General features: G+C 62.2%; 18 protein-coding genes. 13 read left to right on the forward strand and 5 right to left on the reverse strand.

The features are described from left to right. On the forward strand, window positions 1-183 hold a 183-nt coding region (locus H8S57_RS07455; RefSeq protein ID WP_186907209.1), incomplete at its 5' end, for an integrase core domain-containing protein. 583 nt (window positions 184-766) lie between these two features. Here H8S57_RS07455 and lepA read toward each other — a convergent pair. Both lepA and H8S57_RS07465 read right to left on the reverse strand, forming a co-directional pair. Beyond that, window positions 767-2575: a translation elongation factor 4 gene (gene lepA, locus H8S57_RS07460; protein ID WP_186907461.1), complete on the reverse strand. Its 1809-nt coding sequence runs from the start codon at window positions 2573-2575 to the stop codon at window positions 767-769. 250 nt (window positions 2576-2825) lie between these two features. Further along, on the reverse strand, window positions 2826-3527 hold the full coding sequence (locus tag H8S57_RS07465; RefSeq protein WP_186907462.1) for a helix-turn-helix domain-containing protein: 702 nt from the start codon (window positions 3525-3527) through the stop codon (window positions 2826-2828). A 184-nt stretch (window positions 3528-3711) separates the two neighbouring features. On the opposite strand from H8S57_RS07465, the gene pta reads away from it, so the two are divergent. Beyond that, window positions 3712-4695, forward strand: a complete 984-nt coding sequence (gene pta, locus H8S57_RS07470) for a phosphate acetyltransferase (protein ID WP_352408858.1) — start codon at window positions 3712-3714, stop codon at window positions 4693-4695. A 135-nt stretch (window positions 4696-4830) separates the two neighbouring features. Here the strand turns inward: pta and H8S57_RS07475 are convergent, their stop codons facing one another. Further along, window positions 4831-6150: a S1C family serine protease gene (locus H8S57_RS07475; protein WP_186907463.1), complete on the reverse strand. Its 1320-nt coding sequence runs from the start codon at window positions 6148-6150 to the stop codon at window positions 4831-4833. Window positions 6151-6313: 163 nt separating this feature from the next. Next, window positions 6314-7183: a DegV family protein gene (locus H8S57_RS07480; RefSeq protein WP_186907464.1), complete on the reverse strand. Its 870-nt coding sequence runs from the start codon at window positions 7181-7183 to the stop codon at window positions 6314-6316. Between the two features lie 174 nt (window positions 7184-7357). On the opposite strand from H8S57_RS07480, the gene spoIIP reads away from it, so the two are divergent. Beyond that, window positions 7358-8551 (forward strand): stage II sporulation protein P, encoded by a 1194-nt coding sequence (spoIIP, locus tag H8S57_RS07485; protein WP_186907465.1) that lies wholly within the window; start codon window positions 7358-7360, stop codon window positions 8549-8551. A gap of 41 nt (window positions 8552-8592) precedes the next feature. Here the strand turns inward: spoIIP and H8S57_RS07490 are convergent, their stop codons facing one another. Beyond that, window positions 8593-9978 carry a sigma-54 interaction domain-containing protein gene (locus H8S57_RS07490; protein ID WP_186907466.1) on the reverse strand — a complete coding sequence of 462 codons (1386 nt, stop codon included), beginning with the start codon at window positions 9976-9978 and terminating at the stop codon, window positions 8593-8595. Between the two features lie 309 nt (window positions 9979-10287). Here H8S57_RS07490 and H8S57_RS07495 point away from each other — a divergent pair, with 309 nt between their 5' ends. From H8S57_RS07495 to H8S57_RS07530, 10 genes are all read left to right on the forward strand, one after another. Beyond that, the gene (locus H8S57_RS07495) at window positions 10288-11745 is read left to right on the forward strand and encodes an amidase (RefSeq protein ID WP_207723734.1); all 1458 of its coding nucleotides are present in this window, start codon (window positions 10288-10290) and stop codon (window positions 11743-11745) included. Between the two features lie 31 nt (window positions 11746-11776). Continuing rightward, complete coding sequence (locus H8S57_RS07500; protein ID WP_186907467.1) at window positions 11777-13258, forward strand: sodium:solute symporter family protein; 1482 nt, start codon at window positions 11777-11779, stop codon at window positions 13256-13258. Window positions 13259-13271: 13 nt separating this feature from the next. Further along, window positions 13272-13394, forward strand: a complete 123-nt coding sequence (locus tag H8S57_RS17680; RefSeq protein WP_256176168.1) for a hypothetical protein — start codon at window positions 13272-13274, stop codon at window positions 13392-13394. Between the two features lie 13 nt (window positions 13395-13407). Beyond that, the gene (locus H8S57_RS17685) at window positions 13408-13530 is read left to right on the forward strand and encodes a hypothetical protein (protein ID WP_256176169.1); all 123 of its coding nucleotides are present in this window, start codon (window positions 13408-13410) and stop codon (window positions 13528-13530) included. A gap of 36 nt (window positions 13531-13566) precedes the next feature. Beyond that, window positions 13567-14019, forward strand: coding sequence for a RidA family protein (locus tag H8S57_RS07505; protein ID WP_186907468.1), 453 nt, complete (start codon window positions 13567-13569; stop codon window positions 14017-14019). A 235-nt stretch (window positions 14020-14254) separates the two neighbouring features. Beyond that, window positions 14255-15568 (forward strand): aminotransferase class I/II-fold pyridoxal phosphate-dependent enzyme, encoded by a 1314-nt coding sequence (locus H8S57_RS07510; RefSeq protein ID WP_186907469.1) that lies wholly within the window; start codon window positions 14255-14257, stop codon window positions 15566-15568. 52 nt (window positions 15569-15620) lie between these two features. Then, a complete protein-coding gene (locus tag H8S57_RS07515) occupies window positions 15621-15944 on the forward strand; it encodes a cyclic-di-AMP receptor (protein WP_186907470.1) in 324 nt (107 codons plus the stop codon). Then, a complete protein-coding gene (locus H8S57_RS17865; protein WP_186907471.1) occupies window positions 15944-16927 on the forward strand; it encodes a DNA polymerase III delta subunit-related protein in 984 nt (327 codons plus the stop codon). The genes H8S57_RS07515 and H8S57_RS17865 overlap by 1 nt, the downstream gene beginning before the upstream one ends. Before the next feature lie 39 nt (window positions 16928-16966). Next, window positions 16967-18238, forward strand: a complete 1272-nt coding sequence (locus H8S57_RS18030) for a PSP1 domain-containing protein (protein WP_186907472.1) — start codon at window positions 16967-16969, stop codon at window positions 18236-18238. A 123-nt stretch (window positions 18239-18361) separates the two neighbouring features. Then, window positions 18362-21031 carry a translation factor GTPase family protein gene (locus H8S57_RS07530; protein ID WP_186907473.1) on the forward strand — a complete coding sequence of 890 codons (2670 nt, stop codon included), beginning with the start codon at window positions 18362-18364 and terminating at the stop codon, window positions 21029-21031. Window positions 21032-21043: the final 12 nt, after the last annotated feature.

Here is a 21043-nt window from a genome sequence, read left to right on the forward strand (position 1 = left end):
GCATGGTACAAAACCAAGCAAGGCTTTTCTTCGTTTGCTTCCGCCAACAACCTCATTTCCATGTTCATCTTCTTCTACAACTTTGTCCGTCCCCATTCCGCCTTGAACGGCCTTACTCCGGCTCAGTGTGCCGGTCTTAAACTGTCCAAAAAGCGCAAACGGGAGCTTTTGCTCGTTGCGTAGAGATATTGGCTGATTTTTGGGTCCTAACTTTTCATGTTTACTTTACAGTGCCTAATAGGCACAAAGGAGGAATTGCGCATGATGGGACAACAAAATGGACAGATGGGGAGGATGGCCTTAGCTCTGGAAGAACTGATTTTGTTCGACCTTCTCCATGAGATTTTGACGCCCTACTATTCCCTGAATAGCTGACCATCGGTGGATACAGTCCGTATGTTTCAAATACTTGCTGGTTGGCCATCTGTATGGAGTAAGATCAGAACGCCCCCTGCTGGAAGAAGTACGGCTGAATTTAGCTTTATCGATGGTTCTGCAGATTTGGACTGTGTGATAAAAGACCTGTTGGCAAGACCCGGAACCAGACTGAAATTCTCACATTCAGCTCGGTTCTGGGTCTTGTCAACAGGTCTCTTTTTTGTAGCCCACAAGCGGCGCGGCTGCTTGTGGGGACCTGGAAGTGATGTTACGTGCGCGGGGCAAATAAAATGCCTTTGTACCGAGGTTTTGGGGCAGAGTCCAAAATGCTTGTGCAGCGTGCGGCGGGGCCCTGCTCTGCGGAGGCGGGAGGAAGATGGGGCTGCCTCTATTCCTCGTCCAGCTTGAGCACGGCCATGAACGCCTCGGTCGGGATCTGTACGGTCCCAAGAGAGCGCATCTTTTTTTTGCCCTCTTTTTGCTTTTCCAGCAGCTTTTTCTTGCGGGTGATGTCGCCGCCGTAGCACTTGGCCAGCACGTCCTTGCGCATGGCCTTGACGGTTTCCCGGGCGATGACCTTTCCGCCGATGGCGGCCTGCACCGGCACCTCGAAGAGCTGGCGGGGAATGTTCTCCCGGAGCTTTTCGCACAGCCTTCTCGCCCGGGGGTAGGCCTTGTCCCTGTGCGCGATGAAGGAAAGCGCGTCCACCTGGTCGCCGTTGAGGAGCAGGTCCACCTTCACCAGCTCGGAGGCCTGGTACCGGTCCAGTTCATAGTCCAGGGAGGCGTAGCCCTTGGTGCGGGCCTTGAGGGTGTCGAAGAAATCGTAGATGATCTCGCCCAGGGGCATGGAGTAATGCAGCTCTACCAGGTTGGTGTCCAAATACTGCATATCCTTATATTCGCCCCGCCGCTCCTGGCACATGGGCATGATGTTGCCCACGTAGTCCGGCGGGGTGACGATGGACACCTTGGCGTAGGGCTCCTCGGCCAGCTCGATGACCGCCGGGTCGGGATAGTTGTGGGGATTGTCCACCATGACCACCGAGCCGTCGGTCTTGGTGATGCGGTAGATGACCGAAGGCAGGGTGGTGATGAGGTCCAGGTCGAATTCCCGCTCCAGGCGCTCCTGAATGATCTCCATGTGGAGCATGCCCAGAAAACCGCAGCGGAAGCCGAAGCCCAGGGCGGCGGAGGACTCCGGTTCAAAGGACAGGGAAGCGTCGTTGAGCTGGAGCTTCTCCAGCGCGTCCCGCAGGTCGGGATACTTGCTCCCGTCCTCGGTATAGATGCCGCAGTACACCATGGCCCGGGCGGGGCGGTACCCGGGCAGCGCCCCGGCGGCCGGGCGCTCCGCACCGGTGACGGTGTCGCCCACCTGGGTATCCTTCACATTTTTGATCGAGGCCGTGAAATAGCCCACCTCGCCCGCGATGAGCTCGTCGCAGCGCTCCATGCCCAGAGGGAGCAGATGGCCGCACTCCAGCACCTCGTAGGTGGCGCCCGAAGCCATCATCCGCACCTTCATACCCGTCCGGATAGCGCCCTCCATGACCCGGAAGTACACGATCACGCCCCGGTAGGCGTCGTATTGACTGTCGAAGATCAGCGCCTGCAGGGGCGCGTTCACGTCCCCCTTGGGGGGCGGGACGTTTTTGACGATATCCTCCAGCACCGCATCGATATTGATGCCTACCTTGGCGGAGATCTCGGGCGCGTCCTGAGCCGGAATGCCGATGATATTCTCGATCTCGTCCTTCACCCGCTTGGGGTCGGCGGCGGGCAGGTCGATCTTGTTGAGCACCGGCAGGATCTCCAGATCGTGCTCCAGGGCCAGAAAGGTGTTGGCCAGAGTCTGGGCTTCGATGCCCTGGGCGGCGTCCACGATCAGCACTGCGCCCTCGCAGGCGGCCAGGCTGCGGCTGACCTCATAGTTGAAGTCCACGTGGCCCGGGGTATCGATCAGGTTGAGCTCATAGGTCTGGCCGTCCTCCGCCTTATAGTTCAGACGCACGGCCCGGGCCTTGATGGTGATGCCGCGCTCCCGCTCCAGGTCCATGTTGTCCAGCAGCTGGCTGGCCATCTCGCGGGCTTCCACCGCGTTGCATTTTTCGATCAGCCGGTCGGAAAGCGTGGACTTTCCGTGGTCAATATGCGCGATAATGGAAAAGTTGCGGATTTTGGATTGGTCGGTCAATCAAAACACCTCCGTAGGAAGGTCCGCGCTGGGGCCCCGCACAGCGGGGCGGCGCACAGCGCCGGAATCAAAATCAGAAACGGGATCTGAGCAAAGCCGTGAGGCTTTGCCGCGGGGAGCGGCAGCGCAGCGGGCAGCCCCCCGGCTTCCGCCGGGGACGGGGGACACAGGGCCGGCCCCGGCGCGGCCGGTGTGGGCGGTCCGGCAGGAGTAAAACCGTTGGCATCGGCCGGCCGTGCGGCCGCGCGGCTCAGCGGTCGTTCCGGCGGGCTTCCACCCGGCGGTTGATGCGGGCGCCGGTGGTGTGGATGATCTGCAGAAGGGATTGATACAGGCCGGGGTAGCTTTCGGTAAGCGCATCGTTGTTCATGGGCGGGAAGGTGCCCTTTTCTTTGGCGTGGGTGGCCAGAGCGTCCACATAATCGGCCTCGGCACAGATCATGTCGGCCCGGGGCACGCCCACGACGAAATGGCGGGCGGGGACGGAGAAAAAGTCCTCGTTCTGCGTGCCGTTGGCCCGGAACAGATGCCGGAACATGGTATAAACGGCGGTGCCCAGGTAATCGGCGGCGGCGGAGATGGCCTGCTTGCTGCCGGTTTTGCCCAGCAGGTCGAAGAGCACGCCCACCGAGTTGACCAGCAGCTTTTTGTTCAGCGTAGCCATGATGCTGCCGTGGAGCACATTGTCCTTTTCCGCGGAGTAATCGTACAGCTCGTCGGCGGAGACGATGGTGGTGCCGTCCCGGGACAGGGTACGCCCCAGAAGAAAGTCCGCCGACACATGATAGTAATTGCAGGCCTTGACCACGAAAGCCAGACCGGGTTCACGCACGCCGTTCTCATAATGGGAGAGCAGCGCCTGGCTGATCCCCAGGTCCTTGGCGGCCGCACGCTGGGAGACGCCCCGTTCCTGGCGCAGCAGGGACAGGCAGCGGGAGAAATCAGAAGCCATAATACACCTCAACCAAAAAACAGTGAGTATAGTATAAAAGCGGGAATACCAAAAGTAAAGTGGATTTTTTCACAATCTTGTACCCTTTTGGGATTGAGCTTGGCGGAAGAATGGGTGTATAATAAAAAGAAAGCCGGAAAGACCGGCAATTTGACCGATTTTAATTCAAACGGAGGTAATTCCCATGTCCATGCATATGTTCCAGCAGCTCATTGATACCTTGAAGAAAGACCCCAGGAAAATCGTTTTTACCGAGGGTACCGATCCCCGCATCCTGGAGGCCAGTGCCCGCCTGCTGGCCGGCAACTTCCTTACCCCCATCCTGGTGGGCAGCGAGCAGGAGGTCCACGCCGCCGCCGAGGAGTCCGGCTTCAACATCCGCGGCGCCCAGATCATTGACCCTGAGACCTACGAGGGCATGGACGAGATGGTACAGACCATGGTGGAGCTGCGCCGCGGCAAGATGACCGCCGACGAGTGCCGCGCCGCCCTGAAGAAGGGCAACTACTTCGGCACCATGCTGGTAAAGATGGGCGTGGCCGACTGCCTGCTGGGCGGCGCTACTTATTCCACTGCCGATACCGTGCGCCCGGCGCTGCAGCTGATCAAGACCAAGCCTGAAAACAAGATCGTTTCCTCCTGCTTCATCATGGTCCGCGAGCGGGTGGGCGACAACGAGGTGCTGGCCATGGGCGACTGCGCCATCAACATCGACCCCAGCGAGGATGAGCTGGTGGAGATCGCCCTGGAGACCGCCAAGTGCGCCAAGATTTTCGGGATCGACCCCAAGGTGGCCTTCCTGAGCTATTCCACCAAGGGCTCCGGCAAGGGCGAGGATGTGGACAAGATGCGCAATGCCTGCGCCAAGGCCAAGGCTGCCGCGCCCGATCTGGCCATTGACGGCGAGATGCAGTTTGACGCCGCCGTTTCTCCTACCGTGGGCCAGCTCAAGTTCCCCGGCTCTCCCGTGGCGGGCTACGCCAACACCTTCGTCTTCCCCAACATCAACGCCGGCAACATCGGCTATAAGATCGCCCAGCGCCTGGGCGGCTTCGACGCCTACGGCCCCATCCTGTTGGGCCTGAACGCTCCCATCAACGACCTCTCCCGCGGCTGCAACGCCCAGGAGGTCTACTCCATGGCCATCATCACCGCGGCCTTGAAGTAAGCGATTTGTCTCAATGGAAAGGGTCCCGCGCAGCAGCTGCCACGCGGGACCCTGGATTCATTTTTGCGGGAACTGCAAAAGCAGGTAAAAGACGCCGCCGGACAAGGCCCGGCGGCGCGCCGTTTGATGGAACTGTTAATAATTAAATCCGCCGAAGGGCCAGTTGTAATAGCCGTTGCCCTGCTGCTGAGACTGGATGGACTGGCTGTACTGCTGGTAGAGCTCATCCATGGCGTCCGAGCGGGCTTGATTGTCCTCATCCAGTGTGACCTGGACGGTCTGGGAAGCGCCGTCCCGATATACGGTGAAGGTGACGGTATCCCCGGCCTTATAGTTCTTCACCGCGGACTTGAGCTGCGTGGTTCCGCTCACGGCGGAGTCGTCCACGGCAGTGATGATGTCCCCCACCTGGAGACCGGCCTTCTGGGCGCAGGAACCGTCCAGGATGGCGGTAATCTCCGCGCCGGCGGGAATACCATAGCGCTGGGCGGAGGAATCCACGTCGTTCATGAGGATGCCCACATTGGGCTTGCCGGTGACATAGCCGTTCTCAATGATGCTGGTGACCATGTCCTTCACATCGTTAATGGGGATGGCAAAGCCAATGCCCTCGATGGAGGCCTCGGAGGAGGAGGCGCTGCTGGAATACTTGGCGGATACGATGCCCACCGCCTGGCCGTACCGATCAAACAAAGGGCCGCCGGAGTTGCCGGAGTTGATGGCGGTGTCCGTCTGGAGCATATTCATAATGGTGCCGTCGCTCATGGTGATGGTGCGGTCCTTGGCGGAGACCAGCCCCCCGGTGAGGGTAAAGGTCAACTCCCCCAGAGGATTGCCGATGGCATAGACGCTCTCGCCCACGGCCAGGGCGTCGGAGTCGCCCAACGTCACGGCGTGCAGGCCGGCGGCCTCGATCTTCAGCACCGCGATATCATTTTCTTCCTCGCCGCCCACCACTACGGCGTCGTAGCTGGAGCCGTCGGCGAAGGTGACCTTGATGTCGCTGACGCCGTCGATGACGTGGTAATTGGTCAGGATGTAGCCGTCGGAGCTGATGACGAACCCGGAACCGGATACGGCGTTGCGTACCGTCTGGCCCCAGACGTTGGTGGTCACGTCGCCGTTGACGCCTACCACGCAGTCCAGATTGGCCGCGTAGATCTGCTCGGCGGTGAGGACGGTCTTGCCGTCCACGTTTGCCAGGGAGACGGCGGCCGTAGGACGGCTGCCTTCGTAGACGGTGGTGGAGGAGCCGAAGAAGCCGGAACTCTTCAAAGCCATCGCGCCCGCGCCGCCGGCCAGACCGCCCGCGATGGCGCACACAAGACCCACGGCCACAAATTTGGCGGCAAAGCCCTTCTTTTTCTTGGGCGGCTCGGGATCGCTGACCTGATAGTGGATGGTCTCTATGGGCTCCCGCTCCTCAGGGGGTCTGTTATAATCGCTGTAATACATAACTGGTCTCTCCTTTGACGGGTTCGGTTTTCTTTGGAACAAGTCCTAGGATAAACGGAAAATGTGTATAAAACATGAAGATTTTTTGCACGTTTTTTAAATTCAAAATACGCCATACGCCCCGGAGGAGCACAAGCTCCTCCGGGGCGTATTTTTGAAGGGATCAGATCCGCAGCGCCCTGGTGACGGTGACGGCCCGGGCACCGGGGCCGATGTGGCAGGCTACGCTGAGGGAAAGCGGGTCCATGTGGATGGGATAGCCGGGAAAGGCCTCCTCCAGTTCGGACAGCCACTCCTGGGCGCTCTCCGCCTCGCCGGTGAAGGCCGCGGCGAGGTGCAGGTCTTCGGGACCCCGGCAGTCCGGGAAATCCCGGGCGATGGTCTGAAGGATCGCGTCGATCATGGCCTTTTTGGCGGCCTTCCAGCCGCGGGTCTTGGAAAAGGCGTCCAGCTTTTCCCCCTTGATGCGCAGCACCGGCTTGAGGTTGAGCACCGTGCCGACGGCGGCGGCGGCGGGGGTGAGGCGGCCGCCCTTCTTCAGGTACTTCAGGGTATCCACCGTGATATAGATATCGGAATCGAACCGGGTCTGCTCCAGAAGCGTCCGGATTTCCTCCGCGCTCCGGCCCGCCGCGGCCAGGGCCTTGGCGTCCAGCACAGACTGGCGCAGGGTGACGGAGATGCGCTGGTTGTTGACCACCTCTACCCGCCCGTCGTAATCCTGGGCCAGCATGATGGCAGTCTCGCAGGAGCTGCTCAGACCGCTGGACATGGGAATATGCACCACGGCCTCGTGGTCCTGCAGGAGCCTGTCCCACAGCTCGGTCACATCCCCCGGGGCGGGCTGGGTGGTCTTTACGTCGGCGTCCGCGGCCAGATGCCGGTAGAACTGCTCCTGGCTCAGGGTGATATCCTCTAAAAACAGCTCGTCGTTGATATAAAAGGGCATGGGCAGTACGAAGACCCCAAGCTCCCTGCTTTGGGCCTGGGTGATGCCGCTGTTGCTGTCGGTCACGATCGCAATGTTTCCCATAGTAAACCTCTCTCACAAAATGCGTTCTCACAGCATACAAGCATTATATCGGATTGTCGGAAAAAGTCAAGGAGGGCGCCTTGACCGGAACGGGAGCCGATGGAAGGGACAGGCTCATATCTGTTTCCTCCCATGCATACTCTGGAGTATCACGACCGATAAGGATGATGAAACATGAAGCACAAGCAGAACATTCACTGGAGCCGTCTTCTGCGCCGGGCGCTGGCGCTTTTCCTGGCCACCCTGGCGGCCTGGCTGCTGCTGGTGTGCGCCGGGGCGGGGTCGGCCGCAAATGCCTTCAAGAGCTTGGGGGAGAGTTCCGCCTTTGTCTCGGCCGCCCTGGCGGCCGAACTGGGGGAGGTGGCCCGGGCGGACAGCCCCCGGGGCGCGCTGGACGGCTGGGGGCGGCTGGTGGTGGACCAGTCCCCGCTGCTGCGGGGCGCGGAGGGCGCGGTAGAGCGGTATCTGGGCGCGGAAGCGCCGGGAAATTCCGCCACGCCGGTGGAGGAGCTTCCCGCCGGACAGCCCGCCCGGGACCACGACGACATTGCCGAGCAGCCCGAGGCCGTGGCTGCGCCGGAGGACATCGTGGCCCGCACCCTGGTGCCCACCAGCACCCAGGGCTATGAATTTGCCGATGGGGTCTACCTCTATAACCGCACCAAGCTGACGGTGGACCTGGCGGCGGCGGTGGCGGAGCCGGTGGAGATCGCCCTGACGGGAGAGGGACCCCAGATCCTCATCGTACATACCCATGGCACGGAGGCCTACACGCAGGACGGGACCGATCTCTATCAGCCCTCGGACAACAATACCCGCACGCTGGACGAGGCGTATAACGTGGTGCGGGTCGGGGATGAGATCGAGCGGGTGTTCACGGAAATGGGCCTGAGCGTGGTCCACGACCGCACCCTGTACGACTACCCGCAGTACAACGGCGCATACGACCGTTCTGCGCAGGGCGTCAGCGCCTACTTGGAGCAATATCCCTCCATTCAGATCGTGCTGGACGTGCACCGGGACGCCCTGGTGGGGGAAGACGGCACGGTGTATAAGGCCCTCACCGAGATCGACGGGGTAAAATCCGCGCAGGTCATGCTGGTGCTGGGGTCCAGCGAGGGGGGCGAGCACCCGGACTGGACGGCCAACCTGGCACTGGCCGCCAAGGTCCAGCAGAGCATGAACAACCTCTATCCCACCCTGGCCCGGCCGATGGCCCTGCGGGCCGCCCGCTATAACCAGCAGCTCTCCACAGGGTCCCTGCTGGTGGAAGTGGGCTGTCACGGCAATACCCTCCAGGAGGCCCTTGCCGGAGCACGGCTCTTTGCCCGGGCCGCGGGACAGGTGCTTTTGGGACTAAAAAAGTAAACGGCGCCCGCCCGGAAGCAGAGCTTCCGGACGGGCGCCGTTCAGCGCAGATGCTTTTTGACCTGGATTCCCAGCCTGCGGATGCGGGCATAGAGGGTATTGCGGCTCATATTCAGCGCCTGGGCGGTACGGGAAATGTTCAGACCATTTTCCAGCAGGGCCTGCTCAATCAGCTGTTTCTCAAAATGATCCATCCGGTCCTCGATCGGGGAACGCTCCACTGCGGGCTCATCTGGGATGCCCAGGGCGTGGCGTACGGCATCCTCGGTAATGCGCTTTCGCTCCAGTAGGTCCATTTTAGCCGCAAAATTGCGCAGCTGCCGCACATTTCCGGGCCAGTCATAGGCCTGCATCAGATGCATGGCCTCCGGCGTGAAAGAGATATCCAGCGCATCCTTGGCGATAAAGTAGTCGATAAGCACCGGAATATCCTCCCGCCGCTCCCTTAGGGGCGGTATGTTGATCTCGGCGATGCTCAAACGGTAGTACAAATCCTCACGGAATTCACCGTCCCGCATTTTCTGCTCCAGGTTGCTGTTGGTACAGGCGACGATGCGGGCCCGCAAGGGGATCAGGGTATTGCCGCCGACCCGCTCGAACTCCTTCTCCTCAATAGCACGCAGCAACTTGCTCTGGAGGGCGGGGTCCAGGCTGCCGATTTCGTCCAGCAGCAGCGTCCCAGTGCCCGCGATTTCAAATTTGCCCAGCTTGGTGGAGTAAGCGCCGGAAAAGGCGCCTTTTTCATAGCCGAACAGCTCAGACTCCAAAAGCGTGGAGGGAATGGCGGTACAGTTGATCTTGACAAAAGGGGCCTTGCCGTCCAGATGGCTGGCGGTGTGAATGCCGCTGGAGACGATTTCCTTGCCGCAGCCGGTCTCGCCCCGGATCAGTACGGGATAGTCATGGACCGCTACCTTTTGGGCAAACCGCAGCATCTCCTGAACGGCTGGACTGATCCCAATAAAGTCGGACAGGGTATAGTGCGCCTCTGCACGGGAGAGCTGATCGTAGAGCGCCTTGGATTTGGTGTCGAAATCAAAGCTGTTGTCCCGCATCAGCCGTTTGAGTTTTTCGATGCCGCGGAAAATGATTACGCCAAACGCGCCGATGATGTTGTCCTCCTGATCGAAAAGCGGGATCATGTGCGTAATGCAGGACATGCCGTTGATGATGTGCATCTTTCCCAGAACGGCTTCTCCAGTGGCCAAGAGCTGGGGGTAGGGGGAGGCGGAGTCCAGCTCGGTAATATGCCTGCCGATGCTCTCTTCGTTGGGACGGTTCCAAATAAGGGGAGAGCTGTCCGAGCAGTGCAGGATATAGCCATCCTTGTCCATGATGCAGGATTCGTCAAAGGCAAGATCCATGATGCCCTGGAGAAGAGGACCCGGGCTGTAGAGCTCGTCTCGGGTGATCCGTATTTTTTCCATAGCAGGCTCCCTTTGCACAAAGTGTGTAATAATTTGAGCACATGTTCAAAACAATTGTACTGCAAAAGAAAAGAAAAAGCAAGCGCCGGGAAGGAAACAGCCTTGAACGGAAAAGAAAACCTGCCCCAAAACAAGCAAAACGACCAAAAATGGATGAACCGTTTTGACATGAAAGGAAAAAATTTAAATAATTTGCTGCAGAATGACGTTTTGGCGCGGCAATTGCTAAAAAGAAAAGCAGCCGGCAATTTTTGCGAAAGAGAGAGGAGTGATCCCTTGGACGAGCTTTCTTATCTGTCAGCAGCACGTATGTCAGAAGCGATCCGAAAGAAAGAGCTCTCACCGGTGGAGGTAATGGAGCATACCATCCGTCGTATTGAGCAGCGGAACCCCAGCCTGAATGCCTTTGTGTATACCAAGTTTGATTATGCCATGGATCAGGCCAAGCGGCTCCAGGAGCAGCTTGGCGCCGGGAAGGTTTCGGGCGGGGAGTTCTGTGGAGTCCCCACGGCGCTTAAGGACTTTTTGCCTGGGAAGCCGGGCTGGCCCGGCTCTTCGGGCGGCGTCCGTGCTTTGGCAGGGGCGCCTGACGCGGCCTGGTCCAATTACGCCAGAAGCATGGAGGCGCAGGGGGCCATCCTGGTGGGCAAGACCAATTCTCCATCCTTTGCCTTCCGGGGCACCTGCGACAATTTCCTGTACGGGCCTACCAGTACGCCCTTTGACCTTAGCCGCAATTCCGGGGGCTCCTCCGGAGGTAGCGCTGCTGCGGTAGCTGATGGACTGGTGCCGGTGGCCGAGGGTACCGACGGCGGCGGCTCCATCCGCATCCCGGCGGCGTGGTGCTGCTGCTACGGCTATAAGGCCTCCGTTGGAACGATCCCATCGGTAAATCGGCCCAATGCCTACGCGGAGAGCCACCCGTACTGTTTTGCCGGGGCCATTACCCGTACGGTGGAGGACAGCGCTATGATCCTCAACCATATGGCTTACTTTGATCCCAGAGACCCCTTCAGCATCGAGTACCCGAAACGGGACTTCCGGGACGCCCTCAAGCGCAATATAAAAGGAATGCGTATCGCATATACCCTGGATTTCGGCGTATATGCGGTAGAGCCTGAGATCGCCGCCACAGCGGCTAGGGCGGCCCAGCGCTTTGCGGAAGCGGGATGTTCGGTGGAGCAGGTGGACTTCCGCCTCAAGCGCAGTCACAATGAACTGGCCGAATGTTGGGACGATATGATCTGTATCAACACGGTGGACGTGGTGGAGAGCATCAAACGTGCCGGAGTGGACCTGATGGGGGAGCACGCCGGGGACCTGCCGGAAGAGATGCGGCGGTGCATCGAAAAAGCCTATCGGGGCAATTACCTGGACTATGCCCGTAACGACGCGATTCGCACCGAGGTCTACGACGCGCTCCAGGACGTGTTCGACCAATATGATTTGATCCTCTCGCCCACCCTGGCCTGCGACCCAGTGCCCAACGCCAAGGACGGCAATACCATGGGGCCGGAGTACATCAACGGAGAAAAGGCTGAACGGCTGATTGGTTTCTGCCTGACTTATTTCTGTAACTTCACCGGACATCCGGCGGCTTCGGTCCCTGCGGGCCTGTCCCCGGCGGGACTGCCTGTGGGCCTGCAGATCATCGGCAGACGGTTTCATGATGCGGATGTGCTGGCGGCAAGCGCCGCTTTTGAGCAGATCCAACCCTGGTATCACCTTTACGAGCGCGCGGACAAGCGGCCCCTGCTGCGGCCGTAAGCGCTTCAAGTGCAAAGGAGAGAAGTGAAATATGAGAACTGATGTTATCATCATGGTCCTTATTTATGAGGTCCTGGTGGTCATCGGGATCGGCGTGCTGCTGATCATCCGGGACCGCAAAAAGAATACCGGCGACAGCTTTGCGGTAGCAGGCAGAAGCATGGGCTTCGGTTTGCTGGTGCCGACCATGACGCTGACGGCTTTGGGCAACCCCCATATCGTAGGCCTGTTTGAGATGTCCTACGGCATGGGTGCCGTGGCTCTGTGGTTTGCCTTTGCCAACACCGTGCACTTTGTAATCCTGTGCCTGTGCACTGGTCCCTGGCTGCGAAAGATGAAGGTGGCGACCGTGGGTGAGGCGCTGGATAACCTGTACGGGAAAAAGGTAGGCCTCGGGATATCCTGTGCCATGTCCGGCGTGACCTTCGGTGTGCTCACCGTGGAATGTCAAGGCGTGGGGATCATCATCAACGCCCTGACTGGCTGGGATTTATCCATCGCTATCGTTGTGGGCGGTGTATTCGGCATGCTTTACGTACTGCTGGCCGGTATGAAGCAGGTAGGCAGCGTCAATATGATCAATCTGGTCATCCTGTACATCGGCATCGTTGCCGCCACCATCTGTATCGCAATGACCTTGGGGGGAGGCTTTGATTCCGTACGGGCCTACTATGAGAGCGACGTGACCACCAGATTTATGACAAATGTGTTTGGAACGCCGTCCCTGTGGTTCAGCTTTGCCCTGGCCAATATCATTTCGGTTGCATTCTACGGCCCCATCAGTCAAGCCAATACACAGGCCCCCATGTCTGCGAAGAATACCAAGATGATTCGCCGGGCTTTGTGGATCGTGGCTCCGATCAACGGCTTGTTCGGCGTATTTTCCGTGATGCTGGGCCTGACGGCCCGCTCGATTCCCGAGTATGCCGAGCTGGGAGCCACCTCGGCCGCCATTACGATGCTGGTGGACCGGCTGCCCAACTGGGTATGCGCACTGCTGCTGGCCTCCTGCATGGCGGCCTGCCTGTCCTCCTTCGCCATGACGTCCCTGGGTTGCGGTACGATGTTCGGCTATGATATCTTTAAGGGCCTTTATAAGCCTGACGCTACCGACAAGCAAGTCACGCTGGTCATACGGATCGTGGTGGTAGTGGTCTGCGTCGCCGCGATCTCCATTGCCGTGGGCATCTCCTCTATCATCGGGGCCATGAACTGGGTCTTCGCCTGGATCGTGCCGGTCTTTTGGCTGTTCCTCTTCGGATTGTTCTGGAAGCGCAGCAGCAAAGTGGCCGGCTGGACACTGGGCATTACCTGGATTGTCAACTGCCTGTGGTCGCTGACCGGTCTGCCGGCATTGTTTGGCACCACCGCCGATGCAGTCCCCAATGGCTACGTGACGCTCGTCGTAGGCTTGGTCTGCTGCATCATCGGCAACTTGATCGTGAAGGGACAGCCTGGTCTCTGGAGCAAAAGGGCCAAGGCCCTACAGCGGCAATCAATAAGCAACGCGTGAGGAGGCGAGCGAAATGTTCTGGATGCTGTTTTTAAAGGCGCTGGGTGTGATTGCGGTTATTGTACTGATCGGAGAGGGAGTGTTCTGGGCATACCACGCCAAACACCCGATCGATGACGGCGATGACGAGGACTAAGGAGGCTGAAATTATGTCAACGACAATGAGTTGGATGATCGGCGTTTTGGCGGTCATGGCGGGTTATGGAATCTTTTCCGTAATCGGGCTGTATGTAGCCGGAAAGCGGAAAAAGGAGCAAAAAGAAAAAAAGTAATCTTCAAAACCAACAATGGAAAGGAATGGATAAAGTATGGAAAGCGAGATCAAGAAATACGGTTGTTTTGTCAAGGGCGTGGAGCAGAAGTATCCCAACGTTGCGCCCGGCACCCCCATCTACGCCAACGCCGTGGTGGTGGACAACATCGTGTATGTGTCGGGGATGACCGCCCAGAAGTTTGAGGACGGCAGCTGCACCACCAACACCATGCAGGATCAGATGTGGGTGGCCCTGAGCAAGATGAAGCAGGTCTTGGAGGAGGCGGGCAGCTGCCTGGAGAACGTGTTCAAAACGTTTATCATGCTCAAGGACATCAAGGATTACCCGGTCATGCGCGCCACGGAGCTGAAGTTCTATCAGGAATACGCCCCCGAGCTGGCGGAGCATCCCGCCGCCAGCACCATCCTGCAGGCGGGCTGCCTGGCCCGTCCGGAATTCCTGGTAGAGATCGAGTGTATGGCCGTGCTGAACAGGAAAAAGGACTGACCGAAAAAGAGAGCGCTGCTTTACTGCGCGACAGGCGTTCGCCGTCCCGGAGACGGCAAAACAGATTTGCCCCGCCGCCGGAACGGGCCCTTGCCGTTTCGGCAGCCTCCAGCCGCTCAGGACCATGGTCCTGAGCGGCTGTTTTTGCAGGAAGGGCGCAGTGCGCTCTTGTGGTGGGGACGGTTTTCTGCTATACTCATTTTAATTCGAGCCTTTGCAGTCAGGAGGGACGCCCATGGGGCCTACGCCGCTGTATGACGCCCTGCGGGCGTTTGCCGGGCAAGACGCCCTGCGTATGCACATGCCGGGGCATAAGGGCAAGCCCCTGCCCGCGCCGGAGCTGGCGGGGCTGGCGGCGCTGGATGTTACGGAACTGGGGCCCACCGGCGATCTGTTTGCAGGCGGCGGGCCCATCGGCGCGGCGGAAGCGCTGTGGGCGGCCCGGTTCCGGCTGCCCAACTGCCTGTTCCTCACCGGCGGCTCCACCCAGGGGGTGCTCTGCGCCCTGACCCTGGCCTGCGCGCCGGGGGAGGGCGTGCTGCTGGACCGGGACAGCCACCGTTCGGCCTATAACGCGCTGGCGCTGCTGGACCTGCGCCCCGTCTGGCTGGAGCGGCCCTGGCTGGAGGGGCCCGGCGCGGCGGGCCCGGTGACGCCGGCTGCGGTGGACGCGGCCCTTGCCGCCCACCCGGAGGTGCGCGCGGTGTTTCTTACCAGTCCCACCTACTACGGCGTGCGCTCCGACCTGCCCGCCCTGGCGGCGGCGGCCCACGCCCGGGGCTGCGTGCTGGTGGTGGATGCGGCCCACGGGGCCCATCTCCCTTTTTTAGGAGACTGGGATCTTTCCGCCGCGGACCTGGCGGTGGTCTCCGCCCACAAGACGCTGCCCGCGCCGGGACAGACCGCCCTGCTGTTTTCTTCGGACCGCTTCCCGCAGCAGGCGCTGCGCCGGGCGGCGGCGCTTTACGGCAGTTCCAGCCCGTCTTACGTGTTCCTGGCCGCGCTGGACGTGTGCCGGGCCTGGATGGAGGAGACGGGGGAGCGGGCCTATCGGAAGACGGCGGCTGCGGTGGAGCGCCTGCGCGCCCGCTATCCCGCCCTGCGCCCGTCCGACGCACCGCTGGATCCGTGCCGCTTCGTGCTGTGTACCCCGGACGGCCTTGCCGCCCGGGCCCGGCTGGAGGAAGCGGGGATCTATGTGGAGCTGGCCGACCGGGGCCATATCCTGTGTATCCTCACGTGCATGGATACGCCGGAGGACCTCGCACGCCTGACCGCGGCGCTGGACACGCTGCCGGCCGGCCGCCGGCGTCTGCCCCCGCCGCCCCCTCCGCCGGAGGCGGTCCTGACGCCCCGGCAGGCCCTGTTCGCCCGCCGGGAAACGCTGCCCCTGCACGCCGCCGCCGGGCGGGTTTGCGCCCAGCACCTGGCCCCCTATCCGCCCGGGATACCCATCGTGGCCCCGGGAGAGCGGATCGAGAAAAAAACTGTCGCATATTTCGAGCGAATCGGTTATAATATGGTAGAAGATATCCAGGTCGTCCACTGATGCGTGTGTGTACATTGTTCGGAGGGCCGTCTTCCGCCAAGGAGGGATAACAATGAAACTGATCCTTGCCATCATCAACCATGACGACGCCAACACCGTCACCCAGGCCCTCACCAAGAAGGGGTTCTCCTCCACTAAGCTGGCGACCACCGGCGGCTTCCTCATGGCCGGGAACGTCACGATCCTGGTGGGCGTGGACGAGGAAAAGGTCCAGTCCGTCATCGATATCATCCGGGAGCACTCCCACAGCCGCAAGCAGATGATCCCGACCACCACCGAGATGAGCTACGGGTACTATCCCAGCATGCCCGTGGAGGTCGTGGTGGGCGGGGCCACCATCTTCGTGGTGGATATCGAGCGCTTCGAGCGGGTCTGATGGACCTGTCACGGCTGGCGGGCAACGCCCCTCTGAAGCGGCAGCTGGAGCTGGAAACCGCCCGGCGGGGCCTGTCCCACGCGTACATTCTCAGCGGGCAGCGGGGCTCGGGGCGGCATACCCTGGCCCGGCTGCTCTGCGCTGCGCTGGTCTGCACCGGCGCGGGGGAGCGCCCGTGCCGGAACTGCACCCCCTGCCGCAAGGTGCGGCAGGGGATCCACCCGGACGTGCGCTGGGTGGGGGATGACGGGAAGGATATTACGGTAGGACAGGTGCGCGCGCTGCGCAGCGATGCGTATATCCGGCCCAACGAGGCGCAGCGTAAGGTCTATGTCATCGAAAATGCCCAGACGATGAACGCCAGCGCCCAGAACGCCATGCTCAAGCTGCTGGAAGAGGGGCCGGCCTATGCCGCCTTTCTGCTGCTTACCGACAATGCCGCCGCGCTGCTGCCTACGGTGCGCTCGCGCTGCGAGGTCCTGGCCCTCTCGCCCGTCACGCAGGAGCAGGCGCTTTCCTGGCTGCGGGAGGCGTACCCGGACCGGCCCGCAGCCCAGCTGCAGGCGCTGGCCGGGCGGTGCGAGGGCCTGCTGGGCCGGGCCGTGGCGGAGCTGGAGGGCGTGCAGGCGGAGGACGAGGCCGTGACGGATACGGCGCTGGCCCTGCTGGAGCGGTTCGCCCAGCGGGATGAACGGGGCCTGCTGGAGCTGTGCGTCGGGCTGGAAAAGTGGGACCGGGACAAGCTGTGCGCCCTGCTGGAAGAGAGCGTGCAGCTGCTGCGCTGCGCTCTGTGCTGCGCCGTGGGCCGCACCGACGAGACCGACGCACGCAGGCAGGCCGCCGCGCGGCAGGCCGCCGGCGCGCGCAGCGCCCGGGAGCTGACGGCGGCGGTGGACAAGCTGGAGCGGCTGCGTACCGCCTGCGGCTTCCATGTGGGCGCGGGGCACCTGGCCGGATGGATGGCTGCCGCGCTGTTTTCCTGATTTACTACGGGCGCGCCGCGCCCGGTTCGGAGGAACGCTATGACCGAGATCATCGGCGTCCGCTTTAAGAGCGGAGGCAAGCAATATTACTTCGACCCCAAGGGCGTTGCAGTGCAGAGCGGCCAGGGAGTCATCATCGAGACCTCCCGGGGCCTGGAGTACGGAGAGTGCTCGCAGAGCAACACCATGGTGGAGGACGAGGCGGTGGTGCAGCCCCTGCGGGAGCTGGTGCGCATCGCGACCGACAAAGACCTGGAGACGGTGCGCCGCAACCGGGAGAAGGAAGAAAAAGCCTTCCTCATCTGCCAGGAGAAGATCGCCCAGCACGGTCTGGATATGAAGCTGGTAGAGGTGGAGTACAACTTCGAGGGGAACAAGATCCTCTTTTTCTTCACCAGCGAGGGCCGGGTGGATTTCCGCGCCCTGGTGAAGGACCTGGCCGGGGTCTTTCACTCCCGCATCGAGCTGCGGCAGATCGGCGTGCGGGACGAGGCCAAAATGCTGGGCGGGCTGGGCATCTGCGGAAAGCCCTTCTGCTGTGCGACCTTCCTGGATGAGTTCCAGCCCGTATCCATCAAAATGGCCAAGACCCAGAACCTCTCCCTGAACCCCACGAAGATCTCCGGCACCTGCGGGCGGCTGATGTGCTGCCTGAAATACGAGCAGGAGGCCTACGAGGACGCGGTCAAGCGCATGCCTAAGAATGAATCCTTCGTGGAGACCCCGGAGGGGGTGGGGACGGTGTCCCAGGTGAACCTGCTGCGGGAACAGGTGAAGGTCCGCCTGGAGGATGCGCCGGATTCCCCCAAGTGCTTCCATAACTGTGAGATCTGCGTGGTGCGCAACGGCAAAGGAAAACGGCCGGAGGGCTATGTGGCCCCGCCCCCGGAGGAGCTGGCCAAGCTGCGCAAGGTGACCCCGGCGGAGGAGCCCAAACGCCTTTCCGATACGCTGGATGCAGCCCTGTCCGGCCTGGGCGTGAACGCCCCCGCCGCGCCGGAGCAGCAGGAGCACAGCGGAGAGGCACGCCCCCGCCGCCGCGGGCGGGGAAAGGGGGGCGGCAGGAACAACGCGGCCGAGGCCGCGGCCAGGCACCCGGAACAGGCCGCGCCCCAGACGGCCAAGCCTCCAAAGCCGGCCCGGGAGAAGAAGCACCAGGGTCCCAAGGAACGCCCCGCCCCTCAGCAGGCTCATCCCGCTGAACCGGGGGAGAACGCGGGCGGCGAGGAGAAAAAGCAGCGCCGGCCCCGCCGCCGCTACCGGGGCAAGCCCAAGGGGGAACGGCCCCAGCCGCCCGCCCAGGGCGAATGAGATCACAGCGCCGCCCGACTAACGCCGGGCGGCGCTGTTTTTGACGGGGACACGGGGACAATTGATTCCCCCGACGGGACATGATATAGTAAGAAAGAGCCTTTGAAGACGGAGCGATCGGCTATGAAGAAATTGGCGGTGGGTATTCTGGCCCACGTGGACGCGGGAAAGACCACCCTCACCGAGGGGCTGCTCTACCGCGGCGGACAACTGAAAAAGCTGGGCCGGGTGGACCACCGGGACGCCTTTTTGGACACCGGGGCGCTGGAGCGGGAGCGGGGCATCACGATCTTTTCCAAGCAGGCCAGGCTCCCCTTGCCCGGGGCGGAGGTCACCCTTGTGGACACGCCGGGGCACGTGGATTTTTCCAGTGAGATGGAGCGCACGCTCCAGGTGCTGGATTACGCGGTCCTGGTCGTCAGCGGGACGGACGGCGTGCAGGGGCACACCCGCACCCTTTGGCGGCTGCTGGAACAGTACCGCATTCCCGCCTTCCTGTTTATCAACAAGATGGATCTGCCCGGCGCCGACCGCGGCGCTGTGCTGGAGCAGCTGCGGACGCAGCTGGGCGAGGGATGCGTGGACTTCGGCCAGCCGGAGGCCGCGCTTTGGGAGCAGGTCGCGCTGTGCGGGGAGGAGGCGCTGGAGCGCTATCTGGAGCAGGGGAAGCTCAGCCACCGGGACGCGGCGGAGCTGATCCGCCGGCGCAGGCTGTTTCCCTGCCTGTTTGGCTCGGCCCTGCGTCTGGAGGGGGTGGACGCGCTGCTGGAGGCGCTGGAACGGGATACCCTTGCGCCCGTGTACGGCCCGGATTTCGGCGCGCGGGTCTATAAGATCGCCCGGGACAGCCAGGGGGGGCGGCTGACCTGGCTGAAGGTGACGGGCGGGACGCTGCGGGTGAAGGACCTGGTGACCAACCGGCGGGCCGGACTGCCGGAGGATCGGGTGTGGTCGGAGAAGGTGGATCAGATCCGGTTCTACTCCGGAGAGAAATACCGTCTGGCGGAGCAGGCCCCGGCGGGGAGCGTGTGCGCCGTTACCGGATTGAGCCGCACGCTGCCCGGCGAGGGGCTGGGGGCGGAGCGGACGGCGCCCGCGCCCCAGCTGGAGCCGGTGCTCACCTATCAGGTGCTCTTGGAGGAAGGGGCCGATCTTCACGCCGCCTTGGACAAGCTGCGCCAGCTCCAGGAGGAGGACCCCCAGCTGCACATCGTCTGGAACCGTTCGCTGCGGCAGATCCACGTCCAGCTTATGGGCGAGGTCCAGCTGGAGGTGCTGCAGCGCCTGATCGCCGACCGGTTTGGCCTGGCGGTCTCCTTCGGTCCCGGAAGCATCGTCTACCGGGAGACCATCGCCGCTCCGGTGGAAGGGGTGGGCCATTACGAGCCCCTGCGCCATTATGCGGAGGTCCATCTGCTGCTGGAGCCGCTGGAGCGGGGGAGCGGACTGCAATTTGCCGCCGACTGCCCTGAAGACCGGCTGGAGCGGGGCTGGCAGCGGCTGATCCTGACCCATCTGGAGGAAAAGGAGCACCTGGGCGTGCTCACCGGCTCGCCTATCACGGACCTGCGCATTACCTTGGTAGACGGGCGGGCCCACGAAAAACATACCGAGGGGGGCGACTTCCGCCAGGCCACTTATCGGGCGGTGCGCCAGGGCCTGATGGAGGCGGAGAGCGTTCTGCTGGAGCCCTGGTACGACTTTCGCCTGGAGGTGCCCCAGGCGTGCGTGGGCCGGGCTATGCACGATCTGCAGCGTATGGGCGGCAGGACGCAGCCGCCCGAGACCGGGGGGGAGTCGGTGCTGCTGACCGGGGCGGCGCCGGTAGCCGCCCTGCGGGACTATGCCCGGGAGGTGGCCGCCTATACCCGGGGGAGCGGACGGCTGCTGTGTGCTCTGCGGGGGTACGAGCCCTGCCGGGAGCAGGCGGCCGCCGTGAGGGCGCGGGAGTATGACCCCCTCCGGGATCTGGACAACCCTGCGGATTCCATTTTCTGCGCCCATGGAGCGGGTTTCAGCGTGCCCTGGGACCAGGTGAAGGCCCGGATGCATGTGGACAGCGGCCTGCGCCTGGGCACGGAGGAGCCGGACGGGCGGGAAGCGGAGCAGCCCGCCCGCCGGGGCGGGAGCTACGCCGCCGGAGCGGCGCTGGACCAGGAGCTTCAGGCCATTTTCGAGCGGACCTACGGCCCCGTGAAGCGGCGCCCCATCCCGCCGCCGGCCCGGCCCCGGACGGAGAGCCGGCAGGAAAAGCGCAGTGTGCCGTCCCGGCCGGAGGAGCCGGAATACCTGCTGGTGGACGGATACAATATCATCTTTGCCTGGGATGAGCTCAAGGATGCGGCACATGCCAGCCTGGACGCGGCCCGGCAGCTGCTGATGGATCTTTTGAGCAATTATCAGGGGTTCCGCAGCTGCGTGGTGATCCTGGTGTTCGACGCGTATAAGGTCCCCCGCGCCACCCAGGACGTGAGCCGGTATCATAACATCTACGTGGTATATACCAAACAGGCGGAGACGGCGGACGCCTACATTGAGAAGGCTACCTACGAGCTGGGCAGGCACCATCGGGTGCGGGTGGCCACCTCGGACGGAACCGAACAGCTCATCATCCTGGGCCATGGGGCCCTGAGGCTGTCCGCCCGGGCGTTCCGGGCGGAGGTGGAGCAGGCGGGCAGCCAGATGGCGGCCATTCTGGCGCGGAACAACCGGCGGGAGCGATCCGGGACCGTCCAGGCCGCCCTGGAACGGGCTGCGGAGGAAAAAGGAGACAAAATGAAAGAAAACGGGTAGAAAGTTGCGAAA

The organism is Lawsonibacter hominis (genome assembly GCF_014287895.1).
Lineage (GTDB): Bacteria > Bacillota > Clostridia > Oscillospirales > Oscillospiraceae > Lawsonibacter_A > Lawsonibacter_A hominis.

Excerpts from the sequence above, each read along its gene's own strand:
- H8S57_RS07465 (WP_186907462.1), bottom strand. The coding sequence starts at position 3,527 with ATGGCTTCTGATTTCTCCCGCTGCCTGTCCCTGCTGCGCCAGGAACGG.
- H8S57_RS17685 (WP_256176169.1), top strand. The coding sequence starts at position 13,408 with ATGTCAACGACAATGAGTTGGATGATCGGCGTTTTGGCGGTCATGGCG.
- H8S57_RS07515 (WP_186907470.1), top strand. The coding sequence starts at position 15,621 with ATGAAACTGATCCTTGCCATCATCAACCATGACGACGCCAACACCGTC.
- H8S57_RS07530 (WP_186907473.1), top strand. The coding sequence starts at position 18,362 with ATGAAGAAATTGGCGGTGGGTATTCTGGCCCACGTGGACGCGGGAAAG.
- H8S57_RS07495 (WP_207723734.1), top strand. The coding sequence starts at position 10,288 with ATGTCAGAAGCGATCCGAAAGAAAGAGCTCTCACCGGTGGAGGTAATG.
- H8S57_RS07500 (WP_186907467.1), top strand. The coding sequence starts at position 11,777 with ATGAGAACTGATGTTATCATCATGGTCCTTATTTATGAGGTCCTGGTG.
- H8S57_RS17680 (WP_256176168.1), top strand. The coding sequence starts at position 13,272 with ATGTTCTGGATGCTGTTTTTAAAGGCGCTGGGTGTGATTGCGGTTATT.
- pta (WP_352408858.1), top strand. The coding sequence starts at position 3,712 with ATGTCCATGCATATGTTCCAGCAGCTCATTGATACCTTGAAGAAAGAC.
- H8S57_RS07510 (WP_186907469.1), top strand. The coding sequence starts at position 14,255 with ATGGGGCCTACGCCGCTGTATGACGCCCTGCGGGCGTTTGCCGGGCAA.
- H8S57_RS07475 (WP_186907463.1), bottom strand. The coding sequence starts at position 6,150 with ATGTATTACAGCGATTATAACAGACCCCCTGAGGAGCGGGAGCCCATA.
- H8S57_RS18030 (WP_186907472.1), top strand. The coding sequence starts at position 16,967 with ATGACCGAGATCATCGGCGTCCGCTTTAAGAGCGGAGGCAAGCAATAT.
- H8S57_RS07490 (WP_186907466.1), bottom strand. The coding sequence starts at position 9,978 with ATGGAAAAAATACGGATCACCCGAGACGAGCTCTACAGCCCGGGTCCT.
- H8S57_RS17865 (WP_186907471.1), top strand. The coding sequence starts at position 15,944 with ATGGACCTGTCACGGCTGGCGGGCAACGCCCCTCTGAAGCGGCAGCTG.
- H8S57_RS07505 (WP_186907468.1), top strand. The coding sequence starts at position 13,567 with ATGGAAAGCGAGATCAAGAAATACGGTTGTTTTGTCAAGGGCGTGGAG.
- H8S57_RS07480 (WP_186907464.1), bottom strand. The coding sequence starts at position 7,183 with ATGGGAAACATTGCGATCGTGACCGACAGCAACAGCGGCATCACCCAG.
- spoIIP (WP_186907465.1), top strand. The coding sequence starts at position 7,358 with ATGAAGCACAAGCAGAACATTCACTGGAGCCGTCTTCTGCGCCGGGCG.